Consider the following 26540-nt stretch of genomic DNA (forward strand, 5'->3'; position numbering starts at 1 on the left):
CAGAGATCGTGTTCGGGTGACATCGCTCCGGAAGTGACGCCACACTCGGTGGGGCGTAGACCTGTCGACAGGAGGTGGCCGGGCACGTGCGGACATCCAGTCGAATCCGTCCCGGGTCGGTCGCGTCGTGGCTGCGCGACCGCGATCCCGAGCTGGCGGCGACCCGGCGTGCCGGGCGGACGGCGCTCGTCATGCCCACGCTGTTCGCCCTGTGCAGCCAGGTCATCGGGTCACCGACGATGGCGGCCTTCGCCGCGTTCGGTGCGTTCTCGATGCTGCTGCTCGTGGATTTCACCGGTCCGATGGTGCAGCGGCTACGCGCCCATCTCGGCCTCGCGGTGGCCTGGGCCGTCCTGATCTGTCTGGGTACGCTCGTGGCCGACAAGACCTGGCTCGCGGTCACCGCCATGGTCGTCATCGGTTTCCTGGTGCTGTTCTCCGGAGTGGTCAGCTCCGTCCTCGCGGGCGCCTCGACGGCACTGCTGCTGGCCTTCATCCTCCCGGTGACCTCGCCCGCCCCGTTCGCGGAGCTTCCCGCCCGGCTCGCGGGAGCGGGCCTCGCGGCGGCCGCCGCCATGCTCGCGGTCACCCTGCTGTGGCCCCGTCCCAGCGGGGACCCCCTCAGCGCACCCGCCGCCCGGGTCTGCCGTGCGGCCGCCGAACAACTGCGCACCGACGCGTCCCTCCTGGCGGGCGGGCCCGCCGCGCCGAGCACTGGTCAGTGCCGTACCCGGGCCGACGAGGCCGCCGCCGCGGCGGCCGAACTGCGCACCGTCTTCGACGCCACCCCGTACCGCCCCACCGGCCTGTCCACCAGCTCGCGCGCCCTCGTCCGTCTGGTCGACGAACTCACCTGGCTCAGCAGCATCCTGGCCGACAGCGCGCCCCCGCTCGACGGTCGACCGGCCTGCGACATCGACGCCCGGTCCGTACGCCGGGCCGCCGCGGCCGTACTCGACGAGGTGGCCGCGCTGCTCGACGCCCCGCGCCACTCACCGGACGAGCTGCACGCAGCCTCGCAGACGCTGCGCAAGGCCATGGCCGACATGGAGCGCAACGCCACCACCCGGCTGCCCGTGCGCCGGGGCGGCGCGGGCACACCCTCGCAGGTGCACCCCGTCATCGGAGCGCTGGACCTTTCGTTCCGCGCGCAGGAACTGGGTTTCGCGACGCTGCAGATCGCGGACAACGTGGCCCTGGCGGCGGCCGCCGAACGCCGCAGCTGGTTCGAAAGCCTGCTGGGCCGCGAGCCCGACGCCGTGACCCGACCGCTGACGGCGGCGCGTGAGCGAGCCGCCGCCCACCTTCAGCCGGGGTCCGTCTGGCTGCACAACAGCCTGCGCGGAGCACTCGGCCTCGGCATCGCGGTCGGCCTCGCCAACGTGACCAGCGTCCAGCACTCGTTCTGGGTGATCCTGGGAACCCTGTCCGTGCTGCGCTCGAACGCCCTCAACACCGGGCAGAACGCGGTCCGCGCCCTGGGCGGCACCCTCGCGGGTTCGATCATCGGCACCGGGCTGCTGCAACTGATCGGCCACCACGGCACGGCGCTCTGGTTCCTGCTGCCCCTCGCCGTGTTCCTCGCCGGCATCGCCCCCGCCGCCATCTCCTTCGCCGCCGGTCAGGCTGCCTTCACCATCACCCTCGTCATCCTGTTCAACATCGGCCAGGACCCCGACTGGCACATCGTGCTGCTGCGGATCCAGGACATCGCCCTCGGCTGCGCGGTGAGCGTGCTGGTGGGCCTGTTCTTCTGGCCTCGCGGCGCCGCGGCGGCCGTCGACCGGGCGCTCGCCGAGGCGTACACGGACAGCGCCCGGTATCTGGCGGGCGCCGTGCAGTACGCCATCGGCCACTGCGGCACCGCCCCCGCGCCCGCGTCTGCCGAGGTCGCGCTGCGGGAGGGCGTCGAAGCAGCCGCGGCCGCACGCAGGCTCGACGACGCGTTCCGCAGCTATCTGGCCGAGCGCGGTGCCAAACCGGTACCCCTGGCCGACATGACCACCCTGGTGACCGGCATCGTGGGGCTGCGCCTCGCGGCGGAAGCGGTCCTGGGCCTGTGGCGGCGCCACGGCGAACCGGGCAGCGAGCCGAACCGGGCGGAAGCGGGCCTCGTCCTGCTGAGCGCCGCCGGCCAGATCTCCGGCTGGTACCGGGATCTGGCCGCCGGTCTCGGGCACCGCGCCTCCGTCCGGGATCCGTTGCCGCGCAACCCCGCGGCCGAGGCACAGCTGGTCGAATCCCTCCGCCGCGACCTCAGCGACGAGCACGGGCAGGCGACGGACACGGCCGTCCGCATCATCTGGACCGCCGACCACCTCGACGCCGCCCGCCGGCTCCAGCCGAGCCTGGTCACCGCGGCGAGGCCCGTCGGTCCGTCCTGACCCGGGGCGGTCCCCGGGGTCAGACCGCGGCCTTCGAGGGCGTCGGCAGGCGGCCGGGGTCGAAGGCGGTGGCGCTGAGGGTGCCGTCGACGGTGATCAGGCCGAAGACCGGGTACCCGGTGATGTCGAAGGCCTCGCCGAGCGGCCCGTCGCCCGGCTCGACCACGACGTGGGCGACCTCGGACAACGCCGCCACCTGCTCGCGGGCCTCCTCGTCGGTGCCGTGCACGACGGCGAGGACGCTGCGACCAGTCGCGCGGGCCGTGGTGCGCGCCTGCTCCACGAAGAGCGGCAGCCGCTCCTTACAGGCCCGGCAGTCGGGCGAGAAGAAGCCGAGCATGGTCTCGCCGAGGCCCTCGCGGGTGATCCGCTCACCGGCGGTGGTCACGGCGGAGAAGCCGGGCACGGCGGAACCGGCCGGGATGATCAGGCCGTCCGCCACCCGGTCGGCCTTCTCGTCGGCCTGGGCGCGGAGTTTGCGTATGACGCCGAAGGTGAGCAGCAGGTTCAGCAGACAGAGCACGGCGATGAGGACGACGGCGGTGACCAGAAAGGGCATGGGTGACTCCGGGGTCTCGTGTCATCGTGGGGCGGGGTGTCCGCCCATCGGATCGCGGGATGCGACGGCGCGACGCCGCACGGGTGTGCCGCGCGCCGTGGTGCGGCGGCTGCGACGGGTGCGTCGCGGTGGCCGCCACGGTGGTGCGTGAACATCAACCACCCGGGAAATCGGGAGGGTTGTCGCCTACCGGGTCGCCTGCCCGGATCGCCTACGGGGCTGATCCGCGGACGCGTCCCGAGGTGCGTGGGGCGCCGTCGTCGAACAGCGTGCCCAGCTCGTCCGTGAAGATCACGAGCAGGGCGCCCACCAGCGCGCCGAACGCCGCGATCAGCACGCCCGCCGCCTGGGCCGGCGCCGGCGTCCCCGCGAGGGCGGCGGCCAGGCCGAACGCGGCCAGGGCGAGCAGCACGGTGTTCCGCACCACGTGGCGGCGGCCGATCGGCGCGGTGGAAGCGCCGAAGCAGGCGCAGGACGCCTTGGTTCCGCTGCGGAGCGTACGGAAGATTCCGGTGGTGAACGCGGCGAGCAACAGTAGGGTCAGGACGAACCCGGGCGCGCCACCGGGCCCCAGGGCGAGCAGCACCACCGCGGCGCACTCCCCCACGACCACGGCCACCGCCACGAGGCGGCTCAGGCGGGCCGGAACGCCCATGGAACGGGCGGATTCCTCGAAGCCGCGGAAGGCCGCGGCGCCTCGTAGTTTTCCGGTCGCGGATGCCGCGAACACGATGCCGACGAGGAGTCTGACGGCAAGCAGGGCATAGGCCACGAGCAGCTCTCACCTCCCGGGACGACTGGACCAGAGGCAATGTAGCCCCAAGTCGACATGAGCAACAGTGGCCACTTTCGCCCAGATCTCCCCAGACGAAAATGGAAGCAATCAGTCAACTTCCGCACTCTTGCGCTCAATTGGCATCGCAACATAACTTCTGCTCCGGCCGGACCTTACCCCTGGTCCGGTCTTCACCCTACGAGGGAGGTCCGTGATGACCCGTGTGATCGGCACGATGGGCGACAAGTTGCTGGGCATGCTGCTGAAGGAGGACCGGGCCGGCGCCTGTGTCCCGGAGCACGGCACTTTCTGCAAGTGCACGAACCACGTCCGGTACGTCTTCAGCTGCAACGGCCCCTGTGTGAAGTCCGGCACCTGCTGACCCAGCCCCATCCCATCCCGTCACATCACGTCGCACGGCCAGGAGGCAGTCATGAGGCGAATGATCGGCACGATGGGCGACCGGCTGCTGCGGCTCGTACTCGACGAGCAGCGCGCGGGGGCATGCGTCCCCGAGGTGGGTCAGCTCTGTTACTGCAAGGGCGGACACCAGTACCGATTCGCCTGTAACGGCGTGTGCACCAAGCGCAGCAACACCTGCTGATGACGCACTCCGACCCACCTGCCGGTTCCCCGGAGGCCGCTTCGCCTCCGGGGAACCGGCTGCGGGCCCGCGCCGCATGGGCGGCGGTCGCCCTCCAGTTCCGCGCCACACCCGTCGGCGCCTCCCTGCTGTTCGGGGTGACCGTGGGAGTCGGCGTGACGCCGGCCGCTGCCGCCTGGCTCGCCAAGCTGCTCTTCGACGAACTCGGCCGCGGTGCGCACGCCGACGCGCGGCACGCCGTCAGCCTCGGCGTCGCCATGGCCGCGCTGGGCGCCCTCTCCGCCGTCCTTCTTCAACTGGCCGCATATCTCGATGAGTTGGTGCGCAGACGGCTCGTCGTCGAAGTAGAACGGACCCTGTTCGCCAAGGTCGACGAGTTCCGGGGACTGCGGCGGTTCGAGGATCCCGCGTTCCACGACCGGCTGCGGCTCGCTCAGCAGGCCTCGGAGGACGCGCCGCACAACGTCACCATGTTCACCCAGGAGGCCGTGCGATCGGTGGCCGCGCTCAGCGGCTTCACAGGCGCCCTGCTCGCTGTCTGGCCCCCGATGGTGGGTCTTTTGTTCCTGGTCGGCGCCGCCGCACTGCTGGCCCGGCTGTCGCTCGCCCGCCGCCAGGTGGTGGTCTGGGAGCTGACGTCCGCCCGGCTGCGCCGCCATCTCTTCTACCGCTCGCTCCTGACCGACCCCCGCGCCGCCAAGGAGATCCGGCTGTTCGGCCTCGGCGGCTTCCTGCACGGCCGGCTGATCCGCGCACTGAACGACGCCACCGAGGCCGAACTCGCGGTGGCGCGGCGTGGCGCACTCGTGCAGTCCGCTTTCGCCGCGCTCAATGCCCTGGTCGCCGGGCTCGGTACGGTCGTGGTGGTCGCGGGCGCGGCCCACGGCAGATTCACGATCGGTGATGTGACGCTGTTCATCGCCGCCGCCGCGGGAGTGCAGGGGGCGTTCACCGGGATCGTGCTCCAGGCCGGATCGGCCGCGGAGGGCGTACGGCTCTTCGGCCACTATCTCGACCTGCTCGACACCCCCGACGACCTGCCCCGGGGCGAGGCCCCCGCACCGGCCCTCACCGGACGCATCGAACTGCGCGACGTCTGGTTCCGCTACGACACCTCCGGCCCCTGGGTGCTGCGCGGGGTGAATCTGACCGTCCCGGCGGGCACCGCGATGGGCCTGGTGGGCCGCAACGGCGCCGGCAAGAGCACCCTCATCAAGCTGCTCTGCCGGTTCTACGACCCCGAACGCGGCGCGATCCTCTGGGACGGCACCGACATCCGGACCATGGACGTGGCCGAGCTGCGCCGCCGGATCGGCGTCACGTTCCAGGACTACATGACGTACGACCTCTCGGCGGCCGAGAACATCGGCATCGGCGATCTGCCGTACCGCGAGGACCTGGAGCGCATCCGCGACAGCGCGCGGCTCGCCGGCATCGACGCGACCCTGCGCGGCCTTCCCGACGGGTACGAGACCCAGCTCAGCCGGGTCCACCTCGACGAGGAGGACGGCACCCCCGGGGTCACCCTTTCCGGCGGCCAGTGGCAACGGGTGGCGCTGGCCCGCTCGTTGATGCGCGGCGACGCCGATCTGCTGATCCTGGACGAGCCCAGCTCGGGCCTGGACCCGGAGGCCGAGCACGAGGTGCACCGCACGCTCAGTCGCCACCGCAGGGGACGGACCGCGCTGCTGGTCTCACACCGGCTCGGCGCGCTGCGCGAGGCGGACGCGATCGCCGTGCTGGTGAACGGCCGGATCGCCGAACTCGGCTCCCACGACGAGCTGATGGCCCTGGGCGGCGGGCACTACGCCCGGCTGTTCGGCCTCCAAGCCGCTGGCTACGCCGAGCGCGGCGACCGGGGCAGAACCACGGAGGCGGCCACATGAGCCGCCCGGAACGGAAGGCTGCCAGATGACGGGTGCGGCGCGGACGACGGTGGCGTTGGCAGCGGGCGCGGGCATGCTGCTCCTGTCCGTACGCGTACTGCGTTCTCGTCTCACCCTCATCAGGGTCACCGGGTCGAGCATGACCCCGGCCTTCGCGGACGGCGACCGGCTGCTGGTCCGCCGCACCACGCGCGTGCGGCGCGGCGACGCGGTGGTCTTCCGCAACCCCGTCCCGTTCGGCGACGGCGACGACGCGCTCACCTGGCTGGTCAAGCGGGTCTCCGCCCTGCCCGGCGATGCCGTGCCGCCCGACGTACGCGAGATCGTCGGGGCCCGGGACGGCGGACTGGTGCCGCCCGGTTCCCTGATCGTCCGGGGCGACGCCGCCCGCACGCAGGACTCCCGCCACTTCGGTTACGTCCCCCAGGCGTCCCTGCTGGGCGTGGTACTCACCCGGCCGACTCCCCTCGGCCGCTCCTGAACCCACTGCTCACGGCGGCGTCCGCTCGGGCCCCACTGAACCCTGCTCGGCCACGACGCCGACTATGCCCCGGCACCAGCGCCGCGCACTGGTCGGCACTGCCGAGCTCGCGGTCCAGAGCATCACCCGGTTGGCGGCCGACCTTCACTCCGACCCAAGCGACCGAAACGGCCGGAGCGACCAGTAGCTCCTTGGCCGCCCCGGCGCCGACGAGGCAAATGCCCCATACGGGTGATCCTCCACACGCCGCGTCAACTCCGTTGCGCTGTGCCGCCCACCACGGAGCACGACCGCGACCCCGCAGAGGCGCTCACGGTGGGGCATGCGTGGAGGGGCCGTACGCGCTCAGCCCGAACTGGAAGTGTCGGACACCTCGTTCGCGGCGCGACGGTACTCGGCGTTGATGCGCTGCGCTTCCTCGAGCTGGTCCTCAAGGATGACGATGCGGCAAGCGGCCTCGACCGGAGTCCCCCTGTCGACGAGCTCGCGGGCGCGGGCGGCGATCCGGAGTTGGTAGCGGGAGTACCTCCGGTGCCCACCCTCCGAGCGCAGCGGAGTGATCAGGCGGGCTTCCCCGATGGCCCGGAGGAAGCCCGGAGTCGTCCCGAGCATCTCGGCGGCCCGGCCCATCGTGTACGCGGGGTAGTCGTCGTCGTCCAGGCGACCGCTCAGTGGAGTATCTGCTGTCATTTCACCTCTTTGTGCAACGCGTCGAGGGGCCCCGATGCCGTACGGCACCAGGGCCCCGAAGGAAATTGAACACCATCTGTCGGCACTACTGCTCTGCCGACCTCTTGTTTCCGCTACCTGGCCCCTGCGAGGGGGCGGGAATGCGGGGTTCGCGGATGCTTGACCGGGGACCACCTTCCATTCCGGGGTCTTGCGGCACCCGACCTCGTGCATGTCGGCCGGGTGATCCCGATGGCGTCGGCTCCTTCCGTACCTCCGCTGAAATCAACTCACTTGCCAGGTGGTGCGGCCGGCGGTCTCGTCACCGTCCTACGGACAGCTCGGCTTCGAGACTCCTCAGCCACCCCGACCTGCGAACTTCTGCACTACGAGAGAAAGACTAATCATGCAACAGCCCAATGTCTACTCTGTCAAACATAGATTTTAGGTTGCTCAGGGCATCGATATTCTCCGCCGAGCGGGCCATATGAGCAGGTGGCAGTGGGGGCGCGGCCGTCGGCCGACCCCAGCGCCCGGATCGCGCACCGAATAGAATCGGCTTTCATGTCGAACCCTGACGAGCTGCTCGTGGATCTCTGCGCCCTGGTGGAGTCCGAGCAGAGCAATCAGATGTCATTGACCGTGGTGGTCGGCGGTGCCGTCATCACCGGGCGGCTGGCTCCCGAAGGCGTATGGAGGGAGCGCGTGTCGGAGGTCCTCAAGGACTCGGACCGTCTGGGCCCCTTCTCCGACGTCTTCTCCGCCGACCGGACAGTGGGCCGGCCCGAACCCGGCGGGGCCCCCACACATCTGCACTTCCACCTCGCCCGGATCCTGCAGGGCAGCGTCGGAATTCCCGAGACGGGCGGAATGTATCGGGTCGCGATCAAGGATGTCAGCGCCTGGACGGTGGGCGACTTCAGCTACTCCGACCAGTGAGGCACCGCACCCGGACCGCGCCGACCGGCCGGGAGCCGTCGACCGGACGGTGACACGCGAGGGGGCCCTGCCGACGCGCGTCGGCAGGGCCCCCTCGCTGTCCTGGTGTCAGCTTCCGCCGGTTCTCACCGTCCCAGCGGCGCGGGGCTGCCGAGCAGCGCCGACGCGGTCTGCAACGGCGTAAGGGCCCGGACGGCGGTCGAGGACTCACGGGTGGGCTCATGGGTGCCGCGGCAGGTAAAGCCGAGGCGCGTCATGGCCCGGGTGACTTCCCCGCTGGTGAAGTCACGGGGGTCCTGCCGGGTGATGACCACGCCCACTTGCTTGGCGGGGTAGTGGCGGCGGCCGATGAGCACGGACTCCCCCGTGATGGGCTCCGGCTTGACGCCCTTCATGGAGGCAAGCACCCCGCTCTTGGTGAGGTCGAAGGGGAACCGGGCGATGACGCAGCGCATGATGCCTCGCAGGGAAGGGAGAAGGGGGAGGGAGGAACGGGGCTGATGCCGAACGGTGAGCCGGATCAGAGGGAGACGGTGAGGGCGAGGGCACCCGGGCCGCGGCCGTGCGGTCCGCCGGCGCCGAGGACGTCCCGTACACGGATCCGGTCCGTATAGGCGGGACTGTCACGGACCGCGGCGAGTTGGGCCCGCGTGACCGAGCCGGTGCAGTGTTCGTCCTGGTCGCAAAGGAGCAGGTACTCGACACGGGCACTGGCCATGAGGAACAGGGCCACCTCGACGGTGATGTCGTCACCGACCCGCGGTCCGGATGTGTCCAGGGCGTCGCACACGGTCGTGGGAACGGAACCGACCAGGCGTTGCTGCGTCTGAACCAGCGTCAAAGGGGTCCTCCTGGATGGGTGGGTGGGGTTTCCGATCACGAAGGTTCTAGGCCGCCGCTGTGGCCGCGGACGACCGCCGCGGCGCACGGCGTGCCGCCTCGCCGGTGGACCGGCCCTCGCCGGTGGACCGGCCCTGGCCGGTACGGCCGCGCCGGCCCCGGGACGGGGAAGAGGAGCCGCGCCGAGGACGTTCCACGACCGGCGCGGTGATGGTGACCGCGATCCCCGAGGGGGCCTGGGCACCGGTGATGCGACTCAACTCGGCTTCACCCGAGCGCACTTGGGTGGTCTGGGGAGTGATGCCGGCGGCAGTCATCAGTCGGCTCATGTCGCGTCGCTGCTGAGGCGTCACCAGGGTGACGACGCTGCCGGACTCGCCGGCGCGGGCCGTACGGCCGCCCCGGTGCAGATAGTCCTTGGGGTCGCTGGGCGGGTCCACGTTCACGACCAGGTCGAGGTTGTCGACGTGGATCCCGCGCGCCGCGACATTGGTCGCCACCAGCACCGTCACATGCCCGGTCTTGAACTGGGCCAGGGTCCGTGTGCGCTGCGGCTGGGACTTGCCTCCGTGCAGGGCCGCGGCACGGACGCCGCTGTTCAGCAGGTGCTCGGTCAGCCGGTCCACCGCGTGCTTGGTGTCCAGGAACATGATCACCCGGCCCTCGCGTGCCGCGATCTCGGTGGTCGTCCGCTGCTTGTCCGCGCCGTGCACGTGCAGTACGTGGTGCTCCATGGTGGTGACCGCGCCCGCGGACGGGTCGACGGAGTGGACCACCGGGTCGGTCAGGTAGCGGCGGACCAGGAGGTCGACGTTGCGGTCCAAGGTGGCCGAGAACAGCATGCGCTGCCCCTCGGGACGCACCTGGTCGAGCAGCGCGGTGACCTGGGGCATGAAGCCCATGTCGGCCATCTGGTCGGCCTCGTCGAGGACGGTGATGGCGACCTGGTCCAGACTGCATTCGCCGCGGTCGATGAGGTCCTTGAGCCGGCCCGGCGTCGCCACGACGACCTCGGCCCCGCCGCGCAGCGCACTGGCCTGCCTGCCGATCGGCATCCCACCGACCACCGTGGCCAGACGCAGTCGCACGGAACGGGCGTACGGAATGAGAGCGTCGGTGACCTGCTGGGCCAGCTCTCGGGTGGGTACGAGGACCAGGGCCAGCGGCAGCCGCGGCTCGGCGCGCCGGCCGGCCGTACGGGCCAGCAGGGCGAGACCGAAGGCGAGGGTCTTGCCGGAGCCGGTGCGGCCACGGCCGAGTACGTCACGGCCCGCGACGGAGTTCGGCAGGGTCGCCGCCTGGATCGGGAACGGTACGGTCACGCCTGCGCGGCCGAGCTCGGCCAGCAACGGCGTCGGCAGGGCGAGATCGGCGAACGCCTCGACGGCGGGCAGCGCGGGGGTGATCGTCGTCGGCAGCGCGAACTCACCTTGCGGCATGGCCTGTTGACGTCCGTAACCCTTCGCACGGCTGGGAGCACCGGAGCGGCTGGAGGACGCGGATCCGAAGCGGCTGCCGCCCCTTTGGGAACCTGAATTTCCGGCGCGGGTTCGGGTGCGGGCGAAACGATCATTTGTACGCGTGCGGTTCATGTGGAACCTTCCTTGATGTGGCGCGTATCAAGGAGTTCCCGCAGCGAATGAACAGCGCAGAGAATCGCAAGAACGAGCCGAAAATGATGCGGAGCCGAATCGGTCGGTCGGATCGGATCGGTCAGATCGGTCGGATCAACCGGATCAGTCGGATCAACCGGTAATGCTCGCGGAATGCGCCGACGAAGAGAGCGGCGCGATCTCGACAGTGAGATCGGTCATTCCGTGAGTGAGACCTTGGCGGATTTGCATCCGGAGCGTCGGGGTCGAGCATCCCCGGGGGGGATTCGGTGGGGCCTTCCCCAGGGGCGGGGCCGCGGGGCCCCTGCATCATGCCGTGGGTGACACCACCACGGCCCTGGCGGAGCGGCTGCGCCCCGGAAAGCGGCGAGCTGGGGCCCGCACCCCAAGGTGCGGGCCCCAGCTGCGAAGTACGTGTCAGCGTCAGGCGGGAACGATGTTCTCAGCCGTCGGGCCCTTCTGGCCCTGCGCGATGTCGAAGGTCACCTTCTGGCCCTCCGACAGCTCACGGAAGCCCTGGGCGGCGATGTTCGAGTAGTGGGCGAAGACGTCCGCGCCGCCGCCGTCCTGCTCGATGAAGCCGAAGCCCTTTTCCGAGTTGAACCACTTCACGGTACCGGCAGCCATGTCACATCTCCTTCGGGACGGTGTTCGGAGTCTCGCACTATGCACACTCCGCGTCGCCGCGATGATTATCCCGCCGGAAAATTCGCCGGAGCCGAAAAAGAGCGCCACCAGCAGATGAAGCCGGTGAGGGCACTTGCAAGATTTCGGGAACCACAACTGCAACTGAGATCTACAGTAGCACGTTGCGATCGATCGTGTGCGATAAATACCCCGCACCGCCTGTCGATACAGTCGATGCAGGAAAACTTGCTGCACCTTCCGTCATTTTCTCACTTCACGGGCACAGATATGGATTCAGTCGGCTCACCGTGATTGCGGCGAGGTGGGGCGACTCGTGTCCTGCTTCGGCCGTGCCGCGTGGGCCACGAGGAGCAGGAGCAGTCCGCAGGCGGCGACCAGAATCCAGCCCGGGCGGGACGCGTGGGCGAGTCCCGTCGGGGCGGTGCCCGCGACCAGGCCGCCGGCGATGGCTATGCCGAGCGCGGAGCCGAGCTGGCGTGCGGTGGATGTGATCGCTCCGGCCACGCCGGCACGGGCGGAAGGCAGTCCGCTCACCGCGGTGTTGGTGATCGGCGCGTTGGCGAAGCCGAACCCGACGCCGATGAGCAAGTAGGCCGCCAAGAGCAGGAGCACGCTCGTGTGCTGGTCGAGCCCGACCAGGCAGAGTCCGCCCACCGTGATGAAACCGCCGGCCAGGACAAGCGGCAACCGCGGTCCGGTACGACCGACCAGGCGGCCGGACAAGGGTGCGCAGACGGTCGCTCCGACCGCCATGGGCAAGGTCGCCACCCCGGCGGCCAGTGGTGTCCATCCTCGGGCGTGTTGCAGGTAGAGGGTGTTGAGCAGGAGCGTCACGTTCAGGGCGACGAAGACCGCCACCGCGCCCAGCACGGCACTGGTGAAGACCGGATGCCGGTAGAGCCGTAGATCCATCAGCGGTTCGCTCCTGCGGGATTCGACCGACACGAATCCGACTGCCGCCACGGCGGCGATCGCGTACGCGACCAGCGCGGGAACCGACGCCCAACCGATGCGCGGTCCTTCGATGAGGACGCCGACCGAGACGCCGATGACCACGGTCAGCAGGGCCTGCCCCGGGAGGTCGAGCCGCTGTGCTCGCGGCGCCCGGGACTCCGGCACGAACAGCGCGCTGAGCACGAGGGCGGCCACGATGACCGGCGCGTTGATCCAGAACACCGACCGCCATCCGAAACCCGCGATGAGGGCGCCGCCCGTGACAGGGCCGGCGGCCATGCTGAGTCCGAAGACCGACGCCCAGACGCCGATCGCCTGTGCCCGTTCCCTCGGGTCGGGCATCGCGTTGACCACGATCGCGAGAGCCACGGGGCTGAGCATCGAGGCGCCGATTCCCTGGACTGCGCGGGCCGCGATCAGCACGCCCACCGAAGGGGCGATCGCGCAGACCAGCGAGGCCGCGCCGAACACGACCAGGCCGACCTGGAACACCCGTCGGCGTCCGAACCGGTCCGCCAGCGCGCCGGAGGAGATCAGGAGACTGGCCAGGACCAGCGTGTACGCGTCCACGGTCCATTCGAGGCTGCGGGTGCCGATGCCCAGACCGTGCCCGATCGCCGGCAGTCCGACATTGACGATGGTGGTGTCCAGGCCCACCAGGAACATGCTCAGACAGCAGACGGCCAGCACCGTCCAGCGCCTGCGTGCGCTCAGAACGGGCTGAACGGGGTCAAGTGGCTGAAGGGGATGGGTGGTCGCGGTCACCTGGTACCTCTCACGTCCGGAAGGGGCTGCCCGGCAAGGCTCAGGCCGGACCGCACCCGCCGCCCATCAAATTTGCGAAGGCTGCAAACTGGACCCCATGGACGCGGAGCTGGAACAGATCATCGACGGCATAGGCCCCCGGCTGCGCACGCTGCGCCGGGACCGCGGGCTCACGCTGGAGGCGCTCGCGGCGACGACCGGAATGTCGGTGAGCACGCTGTCGCGTCTCGAGTCGGGCAAGCGGCGCCCGACTCTGGACTTGCTCATCCCGCTCGCGCGTACGCACCGCGTCGCACTCGACCAGTTGGTGGCCGCGCCGGCCACCGGTGATCCTCGGGTGCACCTCAAGCCCTTGCGCAAGGGTCACGGCAGCGTCCTTGTGCCTCTGACGCAGTACCCGGGTCGGGTGCAGGTGTTCAAGCAGGTACTGGCTCCCCGCGAGCCGGTGCTGGTGACCCATGACGGTTACGAGTGGCTCTACGTCCTCGCGGGCGAACTGCGCCTCATCCTCGGAGAGCGGGACTGCACACTCCGCCCGGGCGAAGTGGCCGAGTTCGACACGAGAGAACCGCACTGGTTCGGTCCGGCGAACACCAGCGCCGTCGAAATCCTGCACCTGTTCGGACCGCGAGGCGATCAAGCCGTGGTCCGCACGCAACCCTCCCCATCCGACTCCGACCGGGCGCCCGCCACCACCCCGCCGTCGACGACGTCATGAGTCACAACTCCCGTCCTGCTAGGTGTATTTCGACCCGCCGTCGCCGTCATTCGCCCGCGGGGAAGTCCGCCGAGCGGCTGATGTCGGCCCACCGCTCGGCTTCGGCGGCACGGGTACGGGAGGCGTCGGCCGCCATCTCGACGGCTCTGGCGCCGAGCAGCAGGCGCAGCGGCGGTTCGTCGAGCCCGACGAGGTCGGTGATGATCTTGGCTGCCCGGGCCGGGTCTCCGGGCCAGGTGGCGGCGGTCTGCTCGCGGTAGCGGTTCATCGCGCCAACGGTCTCTTCGTAGGCGGGACTTACGGGCAGGGCGGTCATGGACGAGCCGCCCCAGTCGGTGCGGAAGCCACCGGGCTCGATGATGGTGACCTTGATACCGAGGGGCCCGACCTCGGCGTTGAGGACTTCGGAGAAGCCTTCGACCGCGAACTTCGCGGTCTGATAGGCGCTCAGGCCCGGTGATCCGCCCACGCGTCCGCCGATGGAGGAGAACTGGAGGAAGTGTCCGCAACCCTGGCGGCGAAGTACGGGCAGGGCAGCCTTGGTGACGTTGACGACGCCGAACAGGTTGGTCTCGATCTGGGCCCGGAAGTCCTCGTCCGGCATGTCCTCGATGGCGGCGCTGTCGGCGTACCCCGCGTTGTTCACGACGACGTCGAGCCTGCCGAAGGCGTCCTGGGCCAGTTGTACGGCGGCGCGGGCGGCCGCCGGGTCGGTGACGTCGAGGGCGACGGCGCGGACCTGGTCGTCGTAGCGCTCGACGAGGTCCTTGAGCTGTTCGGGGCGGCGGGCCGTGGCCACGACTCGGTGGCCGTTGTCGAGGACGTGGCGGGCGAGTGCCCTGCCGAAGCCGCGGGAGCTGCCGGTGATGAGCCAGGTCTTGGTCATGAGGTGTCTTCGCTTCCGGGATGGCGCTGGCTGGATGAGTGGGTGACGCGCGGGGGCGGCGCTGGGAACTGCGGGCTGGGCCCCTGCTAACTAAACAGTCATTTATATAGTGCGGCCGGCCGCGAGGTGTGTCAAATAAACAGTTAGTTGCACTACTCTGGGGTCATGCCCCAGCACCAGCCCCCAACCCGCCCCCGGGACTCCGAGGCCTCCAAGGCCCGCCTGCTCAAAGCCGCGACGGACGAGTTCGCGGCCCGCGGCATCGCCGGTGCCCGAGTGGATCGCATAGGCGCCGCGGCAGAGGTGAACAAGGCCCTCATCTACACGTACTTCGGCAACAAGGAGCAGTTGTTCGACGCCGTCATGGACGCGCATGTCGCCCGCATCCTCGACGAGGTCCCCTTCACGCCCGAGGACCTGCCGGGATACGCGGGCCACCTGTTCGACTTCCTCCTCGCCAACCCGCACCAGCTCCGGCTGGCCACCTGGCACCGCCTCGAACGCTCGGGCACCGACCACGAGCCGCAAGGGCTGGGAACCTCCATGCGGCAGAAGACCGCCGCGATCACCCAGGCGCAGACCGACGGCCTGCTGACCGCGACCTTCACCCCTGAAGACCTGCTCGTCTTCACCCTCGCCCTCGCCAGCGCATGGATGCCCACCAGCCCCATGGCGGCCAACGAGCAGCCGGCCGAGCAGACCCGACAGCACCGCGACGCGGTCGTCGAGGCCGTCCGACGCCTCGTCGCGGGAACCCCGACAACCGAGGCCTTCTAGGGAACGCGGAGGCTGAGGGATCCGCCGCCGTCATGGGGGGCGGTCGCCGTCTGCGCCGTGGCACCGCCGTCTCCGCGACGTGACGTCCGAATCCCGCCGGGCAAGGCGATCCACAAGCCGCAAGGTTGGTGGTGCAACACCACTGGTGACCTTGGCCAGGAAGGGATCGAGATCGATGACGGCCGACGCCGCGGACCGCACGTACACACTGCTCGGCCCGGACGGGCAGCTCTGCGGGAGCGGCACGCCTGGCACACTCGGCGGACACCGGCGCGGGCGCCTCTACGGGCGTCTCGACTGCCCTTCCGCCCTCCGGGCCATCGCCCGCGGCCACTACGCCGAGCACCGCGTGTTCTTTCCGGACGAGGCCACCGCGATCGCGGCCGGATACCGGCCCTGCGCGGTCTGCCTGCCCGACGAGTACGCCCGCTGGAAAACGGCCCAGGAAGGCAGCAACGCCTCGTCATGAGCATCCGCGCCGAGCGGGAGCGGTCCCGCTCACCCCTGATCGGTGCCGCCGAGCTGGCCGGGTTCGGCGACCTGTCCGCGACTACGCCGCACACGGAGGCCGAACTCGCGGCCCTCATCGGCCTGTTGACCGCAGCGAAGGCACGGATCGAGACCGTGACCATCGGCCACAGCCGCGATGCGGATTCCCTGGCGGCTGCCGAAGCCTTCGCCGCCGCATGGGAGGCGCGTGGCGGAAAGGTCCTCGCGTCAGTGGACTGGCCGGAGACCTCCGCATCCTGGCTGCGCCCCGCCAGAAGGCTGACTGCCGAGGCACCCGACGCCTGGGTCATGGCCGCGGCCCCGCTCGGCTTCGCCCAACTCGCCCGCCGTCTGCGCCACTCCACCGACTGGGACCCGGCGCGCACCTTCGCCTTCGCCTCCCTGCGGGACTCCCGCCTCCCCGCGCTCACCGGCCCTGACACCCTGCACGGCCTGCGCGGGGCGACCACCGACGGCACTACCTGGCACGTCCGCCACCGCTGGGTCATGTCCTAGGTCATGCGAGGCCGTGCCGAGCCGGAACGGCTCACCCCGTCGCCTCGGAAGGCGCTCGGGAACGCAGCCGGCGGAGCATCCGAACGTCCTGGAAGCCCACCTCGCGGGCCGCGGCCTCCACCGTCGTGCCGTGGCCGATCAGGTGCTCCGCGCGCTCCACTCTCAGGGTCTGCTGGTAGCGCAGCGGCGTCAGGCCGCCTGTGGCCCGGTGAAACAGCCGGGTCAGCGTGCGTTCGCTGACGCCGACGCTGGCGGCCACGTAGGCCAACGGCAGTGGTTCGGCGAACCGCGCGTCGATGAGGTCCTGAGCGCGGTGGACGGCGTCGTCCAGGTGGGACCGGTGCCGGAGCATGGCGCTGGCCTGCGGCTCGTCGCCGTTGCGGCGGGCGTAGACGACCATGTCCCGCGCCACCTGGGCGGCGAGGGCGGGACCGTGGCGGACGGCCAGCAGGTGCAGCGCCAGGTCGATGCCACTGGCGATACCGGCCGACGTCACCACCCGGTCGTCGGTGGTGAACAGCACATCCCGCACCACGATCGCCCGGGGGTGGCGGGCCGCCAGCTCATCCTGGAGGTGGTGATGCGTGGTGCACCTGCGCCCGTCCAGCAGCCCAGCGCGGCCGAGGGCCTCGGCCCCGGCACACACGCTGGCGACAGCTCCCCCGGCGGTGTGGTGGGCGCGCAGCCGCTCCAGCACGGACGGGCCCAGCTCGGGGCCGCCGCGCAGTGTGGACGCCCTCCACCCCGGCACCACCACCAGGTCGTCGGCGCTCAGCTCCGGCCACTGGGTGTGGGCGGCCAGCGGCAGGCCCTGGGCGCTGCACACCTGTTCCTGGTCGGCGACGTAGCTCAGCCGGTAGGGCTGTCCGAAGTCCCCCGCCATGCTGAAGACCTGGGCCGGTCCGGCGAGGTCGAGCAGGTGGACGCCGGGTACGAGGACGAAGACGACATGGCTCACGTCTGGGATGCTCCCAGCTCCGCCTCCCATTCGGCCACCGTGGAGATCCGGGCGAACCGGTCGCGCAGGACGGCCTCCGTGCGCTCGATGATCGCGTCGGCGCTCAGGTCACCGATCGCATTGGTGGTCGTGGCGTCGGTGACGAAGACCATCCGGTATCCGAGGTCGCTTCCCACCCGGGTGGTGGTTTCCACGCACTGCTCGGTACGGATGCCGCAGACCGTCAGCTCGCGCACGCCCGCCTCGGTGAGCAGTTGTTGCAGATGGGTGGTGGTGAAGGCGTTGTGGGAGGTCTTGTACAGGACTGGCTCACCGGACTGCGGCTGCTCCAGTTCGTCCAGCAGGCGGACGTGCCCCTCAGCCGGGTCGAAGACGCCGCCGCTGCCAGGCTCCGTGTGGAGGACCCAGACGACCAGGTCGCCGTTGGCGCGGGCGAGTCGTACCAGACGGTTGACCGGTTCCGCGATCTTCGGATTGGCGATCTGCTCCCACAGCGCGCGGGCTCGGAAGGATTCCTGGACATCGATCACGATCAGCGCTCGGTTCATACCTCCCATTCTGACCTGGCCGGATACCGGATCCGCAGGCCTGATCCAGGCCGGCACCGGAACGATCCGGTCAGTGGCGTGAAGGCTCGGTGCGAGAGCTCGCGGACATGAGACGCGGCGTTGTGCCGTCTCCGACAGGAGCCACCTGAGCGAAATGCTGACCCTGCGCACCGACTGGGCGAGGCGTCCGGGGTCGAACTCGTCGTCGTCGGCGAGCCGCACCGAGCTCGCGGTGCCGGAACACACGTCGGCCGGCCTCTCAGTACGCGGCGAGCCCTGCGACGAGTTGACGGCCGGTCACCAGCTCGGGCTCGATGCGGATGAAGACCTCCTCGGGTGAGGCCACCCATGAGCGCGGGCCGGTCCGCGCCAGCCGGCCGTGCTCCACGGGATCGGTCACCACCGTGGCACGGCCGGTGACCACGACACTCCAGCCGGAGTGCGCCGTCGCATCCACCTCGTCCGCTTCGAAGGCGATCACCACGCCGTCGATCGCGGCGGCCAGTTCCGAGTCTGCTGAAGTACGCATCAGTACCGCGGAGTCGACGTCCAGGCAGAAGTTGACCGGCAGCACCGCGGGCAGGGCGTGGCGCGTGTGGACGACCCGACCGATCGGTGCCCGCTCCAGCAGACGCAGGCATTCCTCGCGGCCGAGTTCACGGAAGCCGTCGTTGGCGTTCATCGCCGGGTCCCACCTTCACGGGGTACAGCGGTACGCGTTTCAGCGTGTGGGGCGGCGGGCGCCGGGAAGAGGGCCCACCGGCACGGGACGGCCCAAGAGCGACGCCCCTCGATGCCGGCGGTCAGGGCACATCGATCCGGCGCCCGGTGATGTCGACCGGATCGACGCACACCCACAGGGACCGCTCGCCGCCCGCCCACGGATCGCTGTACGCGCGTTCCTCCAGCCGGCGCGTCGCGTCCGCGTCCGTCACGACCCTCGCGCGGCCCCGCACGAGAACGCTCCAGCCCTGGCTGAGCGCTTCGTCGATGTGGTCCACCTCGAAGGCCACGTCGGTTCCGACGGCCTTGGCGGACGTCGCGCCCGGTGCCGTCCGGAGAGCGATCGCACCGTCGACGACGCTGTAGTTCAGGGGGACGATCTGCGGCCCTTCGGCGGTCTCTGTCGCCAGTCTTCCCACGCCGTGTGTCGACAGCCGCGCCCAGCACTCCTCCGCGCTCAATTCGATCAGCCGCGCGTGGTGAGCGGCTCGGCCGGTCCCGGGTGGCAGGTCCGCCTCGCCACCGCGCAGGGCCGCGACGCTCGTCTCGAGGACGTCGGCGAGCCTGATGAGAACGCCTGGGCCCGGAGTGGCGGTGGACTGTTCCTCCAGGTACCGGACGTAGCCGGGAGCCGTGCCCGCCCTGTAGGCGGTCTCCTCCCGGGTCAGGCCGAGTTCCTCACGCCGTCGGGCGATACGGCGACCGATGTCGCCCCGCGCGCTGTCCGCAGTGGCCGACACGGCGTTCGGCGATGTCTGTTCACTCATGGCCGTCACTTCCTCCTGTCAGGGCGTCCTGACCGTCAGGGCGTCGTGCTGCGGTGCGCCGAGGACGACCTTGAGCGCGCCTGTGTCGGCGGCCCGCGAGAAGACGTCGTACGCCTTCTCCATCGCGTCCAACGGGAAGGTGTGGGTGACGAGTGACGACGTGGGCAGTTGCCCGGCGGCCGTCATGCGCAGCAGGGTGGGCGTGGAGTACGTGTCGACCAGGCCGGTGGTGATCGTCACGTTCTTGCTCCACAGGTCTTCGAGGTGGAGGGTCACGGGCCTGCCGTGCACGCCGAGGTTGGCCACGTGCCCGCCGGGCCGCACCATGCGTGTGCACGCCTCGAAGCTCGCGGGCACCCCCACCGCCTCGATGACCACATCGGCACCCAGGCCCTCGGTGAGGTCGGCGACCAACTGCTCCGCCTCCTCCCCCGCCGCGGCCACCGCGTCGGCGCCAAGGCGCTTGGCGGCGTCCAGCCGGGCCGGGACCAGGTCCACGGCGATGATCTTCCCCGGGGTGTACAGCCGGGCCGTCGCGATCGCGGCGAGCCCGATCGGCCCCGCTCCGACCACGACGAGGGTGTCCGCGGGCCGTACCCGCCCGTTCAGCACGCCCACCTCGTAGGCGGTGGGGAAGATGTCGGCCAGCAGCACGGCGTCCTTGCTGTCCACCGCGCCCGGCAGCTGATAGGTCGACAGGTCCGCATGCGGTACGCGGACGTACTCGGCCTGCGTGCCGTCGATCAAGTGGCCGAGGATCCATCCCCCGCCACCGCGGCACTGCCCGTACATGCCTTCCCGGCAGTAGCGGCAGCGGCCGCACGCCGTGATGCACGAGACCAGGACACGGTCACCTGGGCGGACCGTACGGACGTCGGCGCCCGCGTCGACGATCTCCCCGACGGCTTCGTGTCCGAGTACCGTGCCGGGGCGCACCCCAGGTACGTCACCCTTGAGGATGTGCAGGTCGGTCCCGCAGATCGTGACGGCGTCGACGCGGACGATCGCGTCGGTGGCATCCTGGATTCCGGGGTCCGTGACCTTCTCCCACGCGGACTCTCCGGAACCGTGGAACACGAGTGCTTTCATGACGATCCCTTCCTGGCTCTTGCGGATGCCGGTCGCGGGGCACTACGGCGAGCGGGCGCCCCTTGCCGCGCCACCAGCGTTTGCCGTCGAAGTCGTCGACTCCGACGATGGTGGTACGCCGCTCGACGGCCTGTTCGCGCATGGATCGACCTCGTATGTCCAGCCTGAACATGACCGTCGCTGTCCGCTTGGGCCGGTCGGTCCCCATCGCGGGACCGGGCGGGGCCGCGACGGCGCCCGCTCGGCCTCTGCCACCGCGCATTCCCCGACGCGACCGTCCGGTCCATGACGACGAGGAGGTGCGGTCGGATGCGCAGGACCGAGCGTATGAGGCAGCTGCTGTGGCGCTGGCGGAACAACCCCCTGCGCCGGCACGACGACGTGGTCGAGGCCTGGATCGTGCTGGCCGTGTGGCTGGTCATCGCGATCGGTGGCACCCTGACCGGGCTGCTGACGGCTCATGCCGCCGACGCGTCCTTCGCGCGGCTTCGGCACGAGCGGCACGCGGTGCAGGCCGTCCTCGTCTCGAGCACGGCCCGGACGGTGGGCATCGGGGCGGATACGCCCTACGACCGCGTCCGGGCGACGGTCCGCTGGACGGCGGCGGACGGCTCGACCCATACCGGCAGGGCCCTGGTGGACTACGGCCACCGGGTCGGATCGAAGGTCGTCGTCTGGCTGAACAGCAAGGAGCAGCTCACCACGCAGCCGCCCACCGCCTCGGCAGCTGATTTCGAGGCGGCCTCGCTCGGCGCCGCGGCCGGGGTCGCCTTCGGCGGCCTGGCCTTCGCCGCCGGGCGCGTCGCACGGTGGCGGCTCGACCAACGGCGCTACGACCAGTGGGGTCGTGAATGGGACCAGGCCGGACCACAGTGGCGACGCAAGACCACGTGAGACACAGCTCGCCCGGTCATCTCTCACTCGTCCTCCGGGGTTGTTCAGGCGTGCGGGACCACGGCGACGGGACAGGGAACGTGGTGCAGTACGGCGTGCGCGACGGGGCCGAGGTGGGTGCCGAGCCGGGTCTCGCGCACCCGGCGTCCCACCACGAGGAGGGCCGCGCCGGCCGAGGCGTGGATCAGCTCGCCGGCCGCGCGCCCCTCGGTGACGGTCTCGGTCACGGCGACCGCGGGGAACTTCTCGCGCCAGGGGCGAAGCGTCACGACCACGGCACGCTCGTGCTCGGCGCGCAGCCCGGGGTCGTTCTCGGGGGCGAGCCTGTCGATCGCCGCGTAGGGGGACGGACCACTGAAGACATGGACCACGCGGAGCGGGGCGGCACGGCGTCGGGCGGCGTCGAAGGCGAACTCGATCAGTTCGTCGCAGGGCCGGTCCGTGTCGAGGCCGAGCACGACATCGCGGTACGGGGTCTCGGGTATCTCGTCGGGGGAGATTCCGTCCACCGCCGAGAAGTGCTCGTCGGCGGTGCACTCCCCCGCCCGCACCAGCACCACGGGACGCGGTGACCTTGCGACCACCCGCTGGGACACCGACCCGGTCAGGAAGCCCGCGACGCCGCTGATCCCGTGGGAGCCGAGGACCAGCAGATCTGCCTCTACGGCCGCCGCGAGCAGGGCTTCGACCGGTGCGTCGGCGACCGCGTGGGTGATGATCTGCAGGCCGCTGTGCGCGGCACGCATGCTGTCCGACGCCTGCGCCAGCATGTCCTCGGCCCAGGACCGCTGCGACACGTCCGCGGGCACGGTCGGGGCCGGCCGCGGCTGCCCCTCCCAGGCGTGCACCAGGCGCAGCGCCGTGCCTCGGCGCAGGGCTTCTCTGGCCGCCCAGTGCGCAGCGGCCAGGCCTGCGGGAGAACCGTCGATCCCCGCGGCGACGTGTCGAAGCATGGTCCGCACCTTCCTGCGCGCATGCCGGTGGATTCCCCTTCTCCCCTCGAGTCTGGTACCGGGTTGACCCGGGCGCAGGGGCCGGGCAGGCCCTGCCGAGGGGCCCTTCGGCCCATGGTGGAAGCGGGGCCCGAGAAAGAGATTGGAGGTGGCCTGGTCGCGCTCCTGGAAGAGGAGCTCGAGGAAGAGGAAACGATCATGAACGCTTCCACCGCTTCCAGCATGCTGCGGGCGTTGCCCGCCGAGCACGGCGAACGACTGATGCACAGCGCCCGGGAGGTGTCGTTCCCGCTGGGGACCCGCCTGTTCGAGGAGGGACGGCGAGCGGACCGGTTCTGGATCGTCCGTACCGGCACGGTGACCCTCGACATGCGTGTGCCGGGCCGCCGCGCGGTCGTGATCGAGACCGTCGGGCACAACGAACTCGTCGGCTGGTCCTGGCTGTTCGGGCCGCACACCTGGCATCTGGGCGCCGAGGCGACGAGCCCGGTACGCGCGTACGAGTTCGACGCCGAAATCGTACGCGCCATGTGCCTGGCCGATCCGGCGCTGGGCATGGCCGTGGGCCAGTGGGTGGGGGACACGGTCGCCCGCAGGCTGCGGTCGGCCAGGACCCGGCTGTTGGACATGTACGCGCCCTACGGCAGCGGAAGTCTTCGCTGACCGCGTCGCCACCCAGCGAGGAGTCACCGTGCACGGCAGCCCGCACATCGTCAGCGACGTGATGACCCACACCGTCGCCGCCGTCGGCCGCAAGGCGAACTTCAAGGAGATCGTGCGGTTGATGGAGCAGTGGAAGGTCAGTGCCCTGCCCGTCCTGGAGGGCGAGGGCCGGGTGATCGGCGTGGTCTCCGAGGCCGATCTGCTCCCCAAGGAGGAGTTCCGCGACAGCGATCCGGACCGGTACACGCAGCTGCGGCGGCTCTCCGATCTCGCCAAGGCCGGCGCCGTGACGGCCGAGGACCTGATGACGGCCCCTGCATTCACCGTCCGGGCGAACGCGACTCTCGCGCAGGCCGCACGGACGATGGCGCACGCCAAGGTCAAGCGGTTGCCCGTCGTCGACGACAGGGGCCTGCTCGCAGGAGTTGTCAGCCGCGGCGACCTTCTGAAGGTGTTCCTGCGGGACGACGAGGACATCGCCGAGGAAGTGCGCCGCGAGGTGGTGTCGTATCTGTTCCGTGCGCCGTCGTCACCGGTGCGGGTACAGGTGCACGACGGGGTCGTCACTCTCGCCGGGCGTGTCCGGGACACCTCGTTGGTGCCCGTGGCGGCGCGCCTGGTGCGGGCCGTCGAAGGGGTGGTGGACGTGGAGTTCGAGCTCACGGGACCGGCCCGCGGGCCTGAGCGGTGACCCGGGGCCGATGCGACGGCCGCGGTCAAGTGGGGCCGGTCGGCCCTAGTGACTTCGGCCCCGGAGGGTGATGATCGTCGTCACAGCGGGCTCGTGGTCCACGGTCCGGTACTGAAACCGAACAAGGGGTCGTCATGGCCGAGGCGCGCACCTTCACGGAACAGAACCCCATCCGGGTGTTCCTGCTGGACGACCACGAGGTGGTGCGCCGCGGTCTGACCGATCTCCTGGACGCCGAGCCGGACATCTCGGTGGTCGGCGACGCGGGCAACGTCGAGCACGCGCTGGTGCGCGGCCCGGCGCTGCGACCGCACGTGGCCGTCCTGGACGTACGCCTGCCGGACGGGGACGGGATCAGCGTCTGCCGGGAGCTGCGCAGCCAGATGCCTGAGCTGGCCTGTCTGATGCTGACGTCGTTCGACGACGAGGAGGCCCTGCTCGACGCGATCATGGCCGGAGCCTCGGGCTATGTGCTCAAGCAGATCAAGGGCTCGGATCTGGTCTCGGCGGTACGCACCGTGGCTTCCGGTCAGTCGATGCTGGACCCCACGACGACCGCCCGGCTGATGCGGTCGTTGCGCGCGGACCCCACCGAGGCCCCGGCGCTCGCTCCCGAACTCGCCGGTCTCTCGCCCCGCGAGCGCGACATCCTCGCACTGATCGGGGACGGGCTCACCAACCGTGAGATCGGCAAGAAGCTGTACCTGTCCGAGAAGACGGTGAAGAACCACATCTCCCGGCTGCTGGCCAAACTCGGCGTCCAGCGCAGGGTGCAGGCGGCGGTCCTGGCCAGCCAGCTGGAGCACCCCGGCACCGCCGGCCACCAGAGCCGCTGACTCCAGGGAACACCCCTTCAGCTCCACGGGGAACGGCGCGGCCGGCCCCCAGCACCCGCAGCCCCAGAACACCGGTCGCACAGGTCGCCGGCCGTCTCAGCCACGCGCCGGACCGCCCCGCGCGTCCGCGCCGGGTGCGCTCACCGGTACCCGCCACACCAGCCGTGTACCACCGCCGGGCCGTTCGCCGAGCGTCAGTACGCCCCCGAGGGCGATGGCCCGGTCCTCCATGTTCTTCAGGCCGCTGCGCCGCACGTCGGCCGGCACTCCACAGCCGTCGTCCGTCACGGTGAGCGTCAACTCGCCACCGGCGCACTGGAGCCGGACGTCCACGGCGTGCGCCCCGGAGTGCCGGGCCGCGTTGCTCAGCGCCTCGCCGAGCACCGCGACAGCGTGGTCGGCGATGTCGCCGGGGACTTCGGTCTCGACGAGCCCCTCGATCCGCAGCGCGGGCGCGAACCCGAGCGACGTACTCGAGGCCGTGACCGCCTCGGAGACCCGGCCGCGCAGACCGTTGCCGTCCCGGCCGGCCCCGCCGTGCGTCCGCAGGCCGAAGATCGTGGACCGGATGATCTTGATGGTGTCGTCGAGGTCGTCGACGGTCCGTGCCAGTCGCTCCATGCCCTCGGCATGCTCCATGAACCGCTGCGCGCTCTGCAGTGTCATGCCGGCCGCGAAGAGCCGCTGGATGGCGAGGTCGTGCAGGTCCCGGGCGATGCGGTCGCGGTCTTGGAGCAACGCGATCTGTTCCGCGTCCCGCCGTCGCTCGGCCAGCTCCAGCGCCAGTGCGGCCTGGTCGGCGAACCCGAGCAGCGGTCCGGTGTCCGCGTCGCCGAACGGTGTGCCGCCCCGCAACCGCCCCAGCAGCAGCACGCCCCGCGCCTTGCCGCTGGTACCGAGCGGCACCGCGACGACGGGTCCGAGCCCGGCCCACTGGGCTTCGCCCCCGCCCACACGGGGATCGTGTTCGATGTCGGCGCTGACCACCGGCTCCGCGGAGCTGAGCGCGGCTCCGACGAAACCGCCCCTGGCCGACATCACCAGACCACCGCGCTCCGCCGCGCCGAGCCCGACGGCCAGCGCCGGCCGTAGCTCCTCTTCGCCCGCCACGCGCTCCGCGATCAGCCCCATGTCGGCGGAGACGATCTTCCGCGCCTCGTCGACGATCAGCTCCAGCACCTCCGCGCCCGGCGCGCCGGTCAGCAGGACGCTGGTGACCTTCCCGCTGGCCCGCTGCCATCGTTCGCGGAGCCTGGTCTCCTCGTACAGCCGCGCGTTCTCGATGGCGACGCCGGCGGCCACGGCCAGCGTCGCCAGGACGGACTCGTCCTCCGCGTCGAACTCCCGCTCGTCGCGCTTCTCGGTGAGGTACAGGTTCCCGAACACCTCGTCCCGCACCCGGATCGGTACGCCGAGGAAGGAGTGCATCGGCGGGTGGTGGGCGGGGAAGCCGTACGACTCCGGGTGCTCGGAGAGTTCCGGCAGCCTCAGGGGAACCGGGTGCCGGATCAGCTCACCGAGGAGTCCGTGCCCGCTGGGCAGCGCCCCGATCTCGGACCGCCGCTCGTCGTCGATGCCGACGGTGATGAACGCGGACAGCTTCTGGTCGCCACCGATCACGCCCAGCGCCCCGTACTCGGCGTCCACCAGGACGACGGCCGCCTCGACGATGCTGCGCAGTACCTGTGGCAGGTCCAGCTCCCGTCCGACCGACAGGACGGCTTCCAGCAGGCTGTGCAGGCGGTCCCGAGTACCGCGGACGGCGTCGATTCGCACCTGCAGCTCGCCCAGCAGCTCGTCGAGCCGAAGCTTGGGCAGATGCTGCTCGGATCCCCCGCGTGTGTCCGCGCCCATCGCTTCCTCCGGCCCATTCGGCGGACAAGAGGCCGCACACCAGTCCGCCTGCCCTCACCGT

30 protein-coding genes are annotated in these 26540 nt (G+C 70.7%); 14 read left to right on the forward strand and 16 right to left on the reverse strand.

Annotated elements, in window-relative coordinates:
• Positions 1-86: 86 nt before the first annotated feature.
• Positions 87-2384: an FUSC family protein gene (locus tag ACZ7M2_RS33830; protein WP_471598543.1), complete on the forward strand. Its 2298-nt coding sequence runs from the start codon at positions 87-89 to the stop codon at positions 2382-2384.
• A gap of 19 nt (positions 2385-2403) precedes the next feature.
• Here the strand turns inward: ACZ7M2_RS33830 and ACZ7M2_RS33835 are convergent, their stop codons facing one another.
• Complete coding sequence (locus ACZ7M2_RS33835) at positions 2404-2943, reverse strand: hypothetical protein (protein WP_471598544.1); 540 nt, start codon at positions 2941-2943, stop codon at positions 2404-2406.
• A gap of 211 nt (positions 2944-3154) precedes the next feature.
• Positions 3155-3715, reverse strand: a complete 561-nt coding sequence (locus ACZ7M2_RS33840) for a MauE/DoxX family redox-associated membrane protein (protein ID WP_471598545.1) — start codon at positions 3713-3715, stop codon at positions 3155-3157.
• Positions 3716-3932: 217 nt separating this feature from the next.
• Here ACZ7M2_RS33840 and ACZ7M2_RS33845 point away from each other — a divergent pair, with 217 nt between their 5' ends.
• From ACZ7M2_RS33845 to ACZ7M2_RS33860, 4 genes are read left to right on the forward strand one after another with little or no spacing between them, the layout of a single operon-like run.
• On the forward strand, positions 3933-4100 hold the full coding sequence (locus tag ACZ7M2_RS33845; RefSeq protein WP_165853921.1) for a hypothetical protein: 168 nt from the start codon (positions 3933-3935) through the stop codon (positions 4098-4100).
• Positions 4101-4151: 51 nt separating this feature from the next.
• Positions 4152-4322: a hypothetical protein gene (locus tag ACZ7M2_RS33850; RefSeq protein ID WP_168499662.1), complete on the forward strand. Its 171-nt coding sequence runs from the start codon at positions 4152-4154 to the stop codon at positions 4320-4322.
• Entirely contained in the window at positions 4322-6208 is a 1887-nt protein-coding gene (locus ACZ7M2_RS33855) for an ABC transporter ATP-binding protein (RefSeq protein ID WP_471598546.1), read from the forward strand. Before ACZ7M2_RS33850 ends, ACZ7M2_RS33855 begins: the two co-directional genes overlap by 1 nt.
• A gap of 25 nt (positions 6209-6233) precedes the next feature.
• Positions 6234-6689, forward strand: a complete 456-nt coding sequence (locus tag ACZ7M2_RS33860) for a S26 family signal peptidase (RefSeq protein WP_471598547.1) — start codon at positions 6234-6236, stop codon at positions 6687-6689.
• Positions 6690-7034: 345 nt separating this feature from the next.
• Here ACZ7M2_RS33860 and ACZ7M2_RS33865 read toward each other — a convergent pair whose 3' ends face one another.
• Positions 7035-7379: a MerR family transcriptional regulator gene (locus ACZ7M2_RS33865; RefSeq protein ID WP_054235794.1), complete on the reverse strand. Its 345-nt coding sequence runs from the start codon at positions 7377-7379 to the stop codon at positions 7035-7037.
• A gap of 543 nt (positions 7380-7922) precedes the next feature.
• On the opposite strand from ACZ7M2_RS33865, the gene ACZ7M2_RS33870 reads away from it, so the two are divergent.
• Entirely contained in the window at positions 7923-8297 is a 375-nt protein-coding gene (locus ACZ7M2_RS33870) for a hypothetical protein (RefSeq protein WP_054235795.1), read from the forward strand.
• Positions 8298-8422: 125 nt separating this feature from the next.
• On the opposite strand, the gene ACZ7M2_RS33875 is transcribed toward ACZ7M2_RS33870, so the two are convergent.
• The 5 genes from ACZ7M2_RS33875 to ACZ7M2_RS33895 all read right to left on the reverse strand — a co-directional run bounded on the left by ACZ7M2_RS33875 (position 8423) and on the right by ACZ7M2_RS33895 (position 13117).
• Entirely contained in the window at positions 8423-8752 is a 330-nt protein-coding gene (locus tag ACZ7M2_RS33875) for an SCO5918 family protein (protein WP_471598548.1), read from the reverse strand.
• Positions 8753-8817: 65 nt separating this feature from the next.
• A complete protein-coding gene (locus tag ACZ7M2_RS33880; protein WP_471598549.1) occupies positions 8818-9138 on the reverse strand; it encodes a CBS domain-containing protein in 321 nt (106 codons plus the stop codon).
• Between the two features lie 46 nt (positions 9139-9184).
• Entirely contained in the window at positions 9185-10729 is a 1545-nt protein-coding gene (locus tag ACZ7M2_RS33885; RefSeq protein ID WP_471598550.1) for a DEAD/DEAH box helicase, read from the reverse strand.
• A gap of 444 nt (positions 10730-11173) precedes the next feature.
• Complete coding sequence (locus tag ACZ7M2_RS33890; protein WP_352050128.1) at positions 11174-11377, reverse strand: cold-shock protein; 204 nt, start codon at positions 11375-11377, stop codon at positions 11174-11176.
• Between the two features lie 303 nt (positions 11378-11680).
• Positions 11681-13117, reverse strand: coding sequence for an MFS transporter (locus ACZ7M2_RS33895; protein ID WP_471598551.1), 1437 nt, complete (start codon positions 13115-13117; stop codon positions 11681-11683).
• A gap of 97 nt (positions 13118-13214) precedes the next feature.
• Between ACZ7M2_RS33895 and ACZ7M2_RS33900 the strand changes: the two genes are divergently transcribed.
• On the forward strand, positions 13215-13835 hold the full coding sequence (locus ACZ7M2_RS33900) for a helix-turn-helix domain-containing protein (RefSeq protein ID WP_471598552.1): 621 nt from the start codon (positions 13215-13217) through the stop codon (positions 13833-13835).
• A gap of 46 nt (positions 13836-13881) precedes the next feature.
• On the opposite strand, the gene ACZ7M2_RS33905 is transcribed toward ACZ7M2_RS33900, so the two are convergent.
• Positions 13882-14721: an oxidoreductase gene (locus tag ACZ7M2_RS33905; RefSeq protein WP_471598553.1), complete on the reverse strand. Its 840-nt coding sequence runs from the start codon at positions 14719-14721 to the stop codon at positions 13882-13884.
• A gap of 165 nt (positions 14722-14886) precedes the next feature.
• On the opposite strand from ACZ7M2_RS33905, the gene ACZ7M2_RS33910 reads away from it, so the two are divergent.
• The 3 genes from ACZ7M2_RS33910 (at position 14887) to ACZ7M2_RS33920 (ending at position 16503) form a co-directional block, all read left to right on the forward strand.
• Positions 14887-15498: a TetR/AcrR family transcriptional regulator gene (locus ACZ7M2_RS33910; protein ID WP_471598554.1), complete on the forward strand. Its 612-nt coding sequence runs from the start codon at positions 14887-14889 to the stop codon at positions 15496-15498.
• A 175-nt stretch (positions 15499-15673) separates the two neighbouring features.
• Complete coding sequence (locus tag ACZ7M2_RS33915) at positions 15674-15967, forward strand: Ada metal-binding domain-containing protein (protein ID WP_471598555.1); 294 nt, start codon at positions 15674-15676, stop codon at positions 15965-15967.
• Entirely contained in the window at positions 15964-16503 is a 540-nt protein-coding gene (locus ACZ7M2_RS33920; protein WP_471598556.1) for an ABC transporter substrate-binding protein, read from the forward strand. Before ACZ7M2_RS33915 ends, ACZ7M2_RS33920 begins: the two co-directional genes overlap by 4 nt.
• Positions 16504-16534: 31 nt before the next feature.
• Here the strand turns inward: ACZ7M2_RS33920 and ACZ7M2_RS33925 are convergent, their stop codons facing one another.
• The 5 genes from ACZ7M2_RS33925 to ACZ7M2_RS33945 all read right to left on the reverse strand — a co-directional run bounded on the left by ACZ7M2_RS33925 (position 16535) and on the right by ACZ7M2_RS33945 (position 20588).
• Entirely contained in the window at positions 16535-17461 is a 927-nt protein-coding gene (locus ACZ7M2_RS33925; protein ID WP_352050121.1) for a GlxA family transcriptional regulator, read from the reverse strand.
• Positions 17458-18009, reverse strand: coding sequence for a cysteine hydrolase family protein (locus ACZ7M2_RS33930; RefSeq protein ID WP_471598557.1), 552 nt, complete (start codon positions 18007-18009; stop codon positions 17458-17460). Before ACZ7M2_RS33930 ends, ACZ7M2_RS33925 begins: the two co-directional genes overlap by 4 nt.
• 259 nt (positions 18010-18268) lie before the next feature.
• On the reverse strand, positions 18269-18691 hold the full coding sequence (locus ACZ7M2_RS33935; RefSeq protein WP_471598558.1) for a pyridoxamine 5'-phosphate oxidase family protein: 423 nt from the start codon (positions 18689-18691) through the stop codon (positions 18269-18271).
• Positions 18692-18812: 121 nt separating this feature from the next.
• The gene (locus ACZ7M2_RS33940; RefSeq protein WP_471598559.1) at positions 18813-19499 is read right to left on the reverse strand and encodes a helix-turn-helix domain-containing protein; all 687 of its coding nucleotides are present in this window, start codon (positions 19497-19499) and stop codon (positions 18813-18815) included.
• A gap of 18 nt (positions 19500-19517) precedes the next feature.
• Positions 19518-20588 (reverse strand): zinc-dependent alcohol dehydrogenase family protein, encoded by a 1071-nt coding sequence (locus ACZ7M2_RS33945; protein ID WP_471598560.1) that lies wholly within the window; start codon positions 20586-20588, stop codon positions 19518-19520.
• Positions 20589-20897: 309 nt separating this feature from the next.
• Between ACZ7M2_RS33945 and ACZ7M2_RS33950 the strand changes: the two genes are divergently transcribed.
• Positions 20898-21482, forward strand: a complete 585-nt coding sequence (locus ACZ7M2_RS33950; RefSeq protein WP_471598561.1) for an Rv1733c family protein — start codon at positions 20898-20900, stop codon at positions 21480-21482.
• 44 nt (positions 21483-21526) lie between these two features.
• On the opposite strand, the gene ACZ7M2_RS33955 is transcribed toward ACZ7M2_RS33950, so the two are convergent.
• Positions 21527-22435, reverse strand: coding sequence for a universal stress protein (locus ACZ7M2_RS33955; RefSeq protein ID WP_471598562.1), 909 nt, complete (start codon positions 22433-22435; stop codon positions 21527-21529).
• Between the two features lie 198 nt (positions 22436-22633).
• Here ACZ7M2_RS33955 and ACZ7M2_RS33960 point away from each other — a divergent pair, with 198 nt between their 5' ends.
• From ACZ7M2_RS33960 to ACZ7M2_RS33970, 3 genes are all read left to right on the forward strand, one after another.
• Positions 22634-23098 (forward strand): Crp/Fnr family transcriptional regulator, encoded by a 465-nt coding sequence (locus tag ACZ7M2_RS33960; protein WP_471598563.1) that lies wholly within the window; start codon positions 22634-22636, stop codon positions 23096-23098.
• Between the two features lie 28 nt (positions 23099-23126).
• Positions 23127-23789, forward strand: coding sequence for a CBS domain-containing protein (locus tag ACZ7M2_RS33965; RefSeq protein WP_471598564.1), 663 nt, complete (start codon positions 23127-23129; stop codon positions 23787-23789).
• A gap of 134 nt (positions 23790-23923) precedes the next feature.
• Positions 23924-24625 carry a response regulator transcription factor gene (locus ACZ7M2_RS33970; RefSeq protein WP_352050112.1) on the forward strand — a complete coding sequence of 234 codons (702 nt, stop codon included), beginning with the start codon at positions 23924-23926 and terminating at the stop codon, positions 24623-24625.
• Positions 24626-24721: 96 nt separating this feature from the next.
• Here the strand turns inward: ACZ7M2_RS33970 and ACZ7M2_RS33975 are convergent, their stop codons facing one another.
• Positions 24722-26479 (reverse strand): sensor histidine kinase, encoded by a 1758-nt coding sequence (locus tag ACZ7M2_RS33975; RefSeq protein WP_471598565.1) that lies wholly within the window; start codon positions 26477-26479, stop codon positions 24722-24724.
• Positions 26480-26540: the final 61 nt, after the last annotated feature.

This window comes from Streptomyces sp. NPDC111507, from assembly GCF_055638955.1.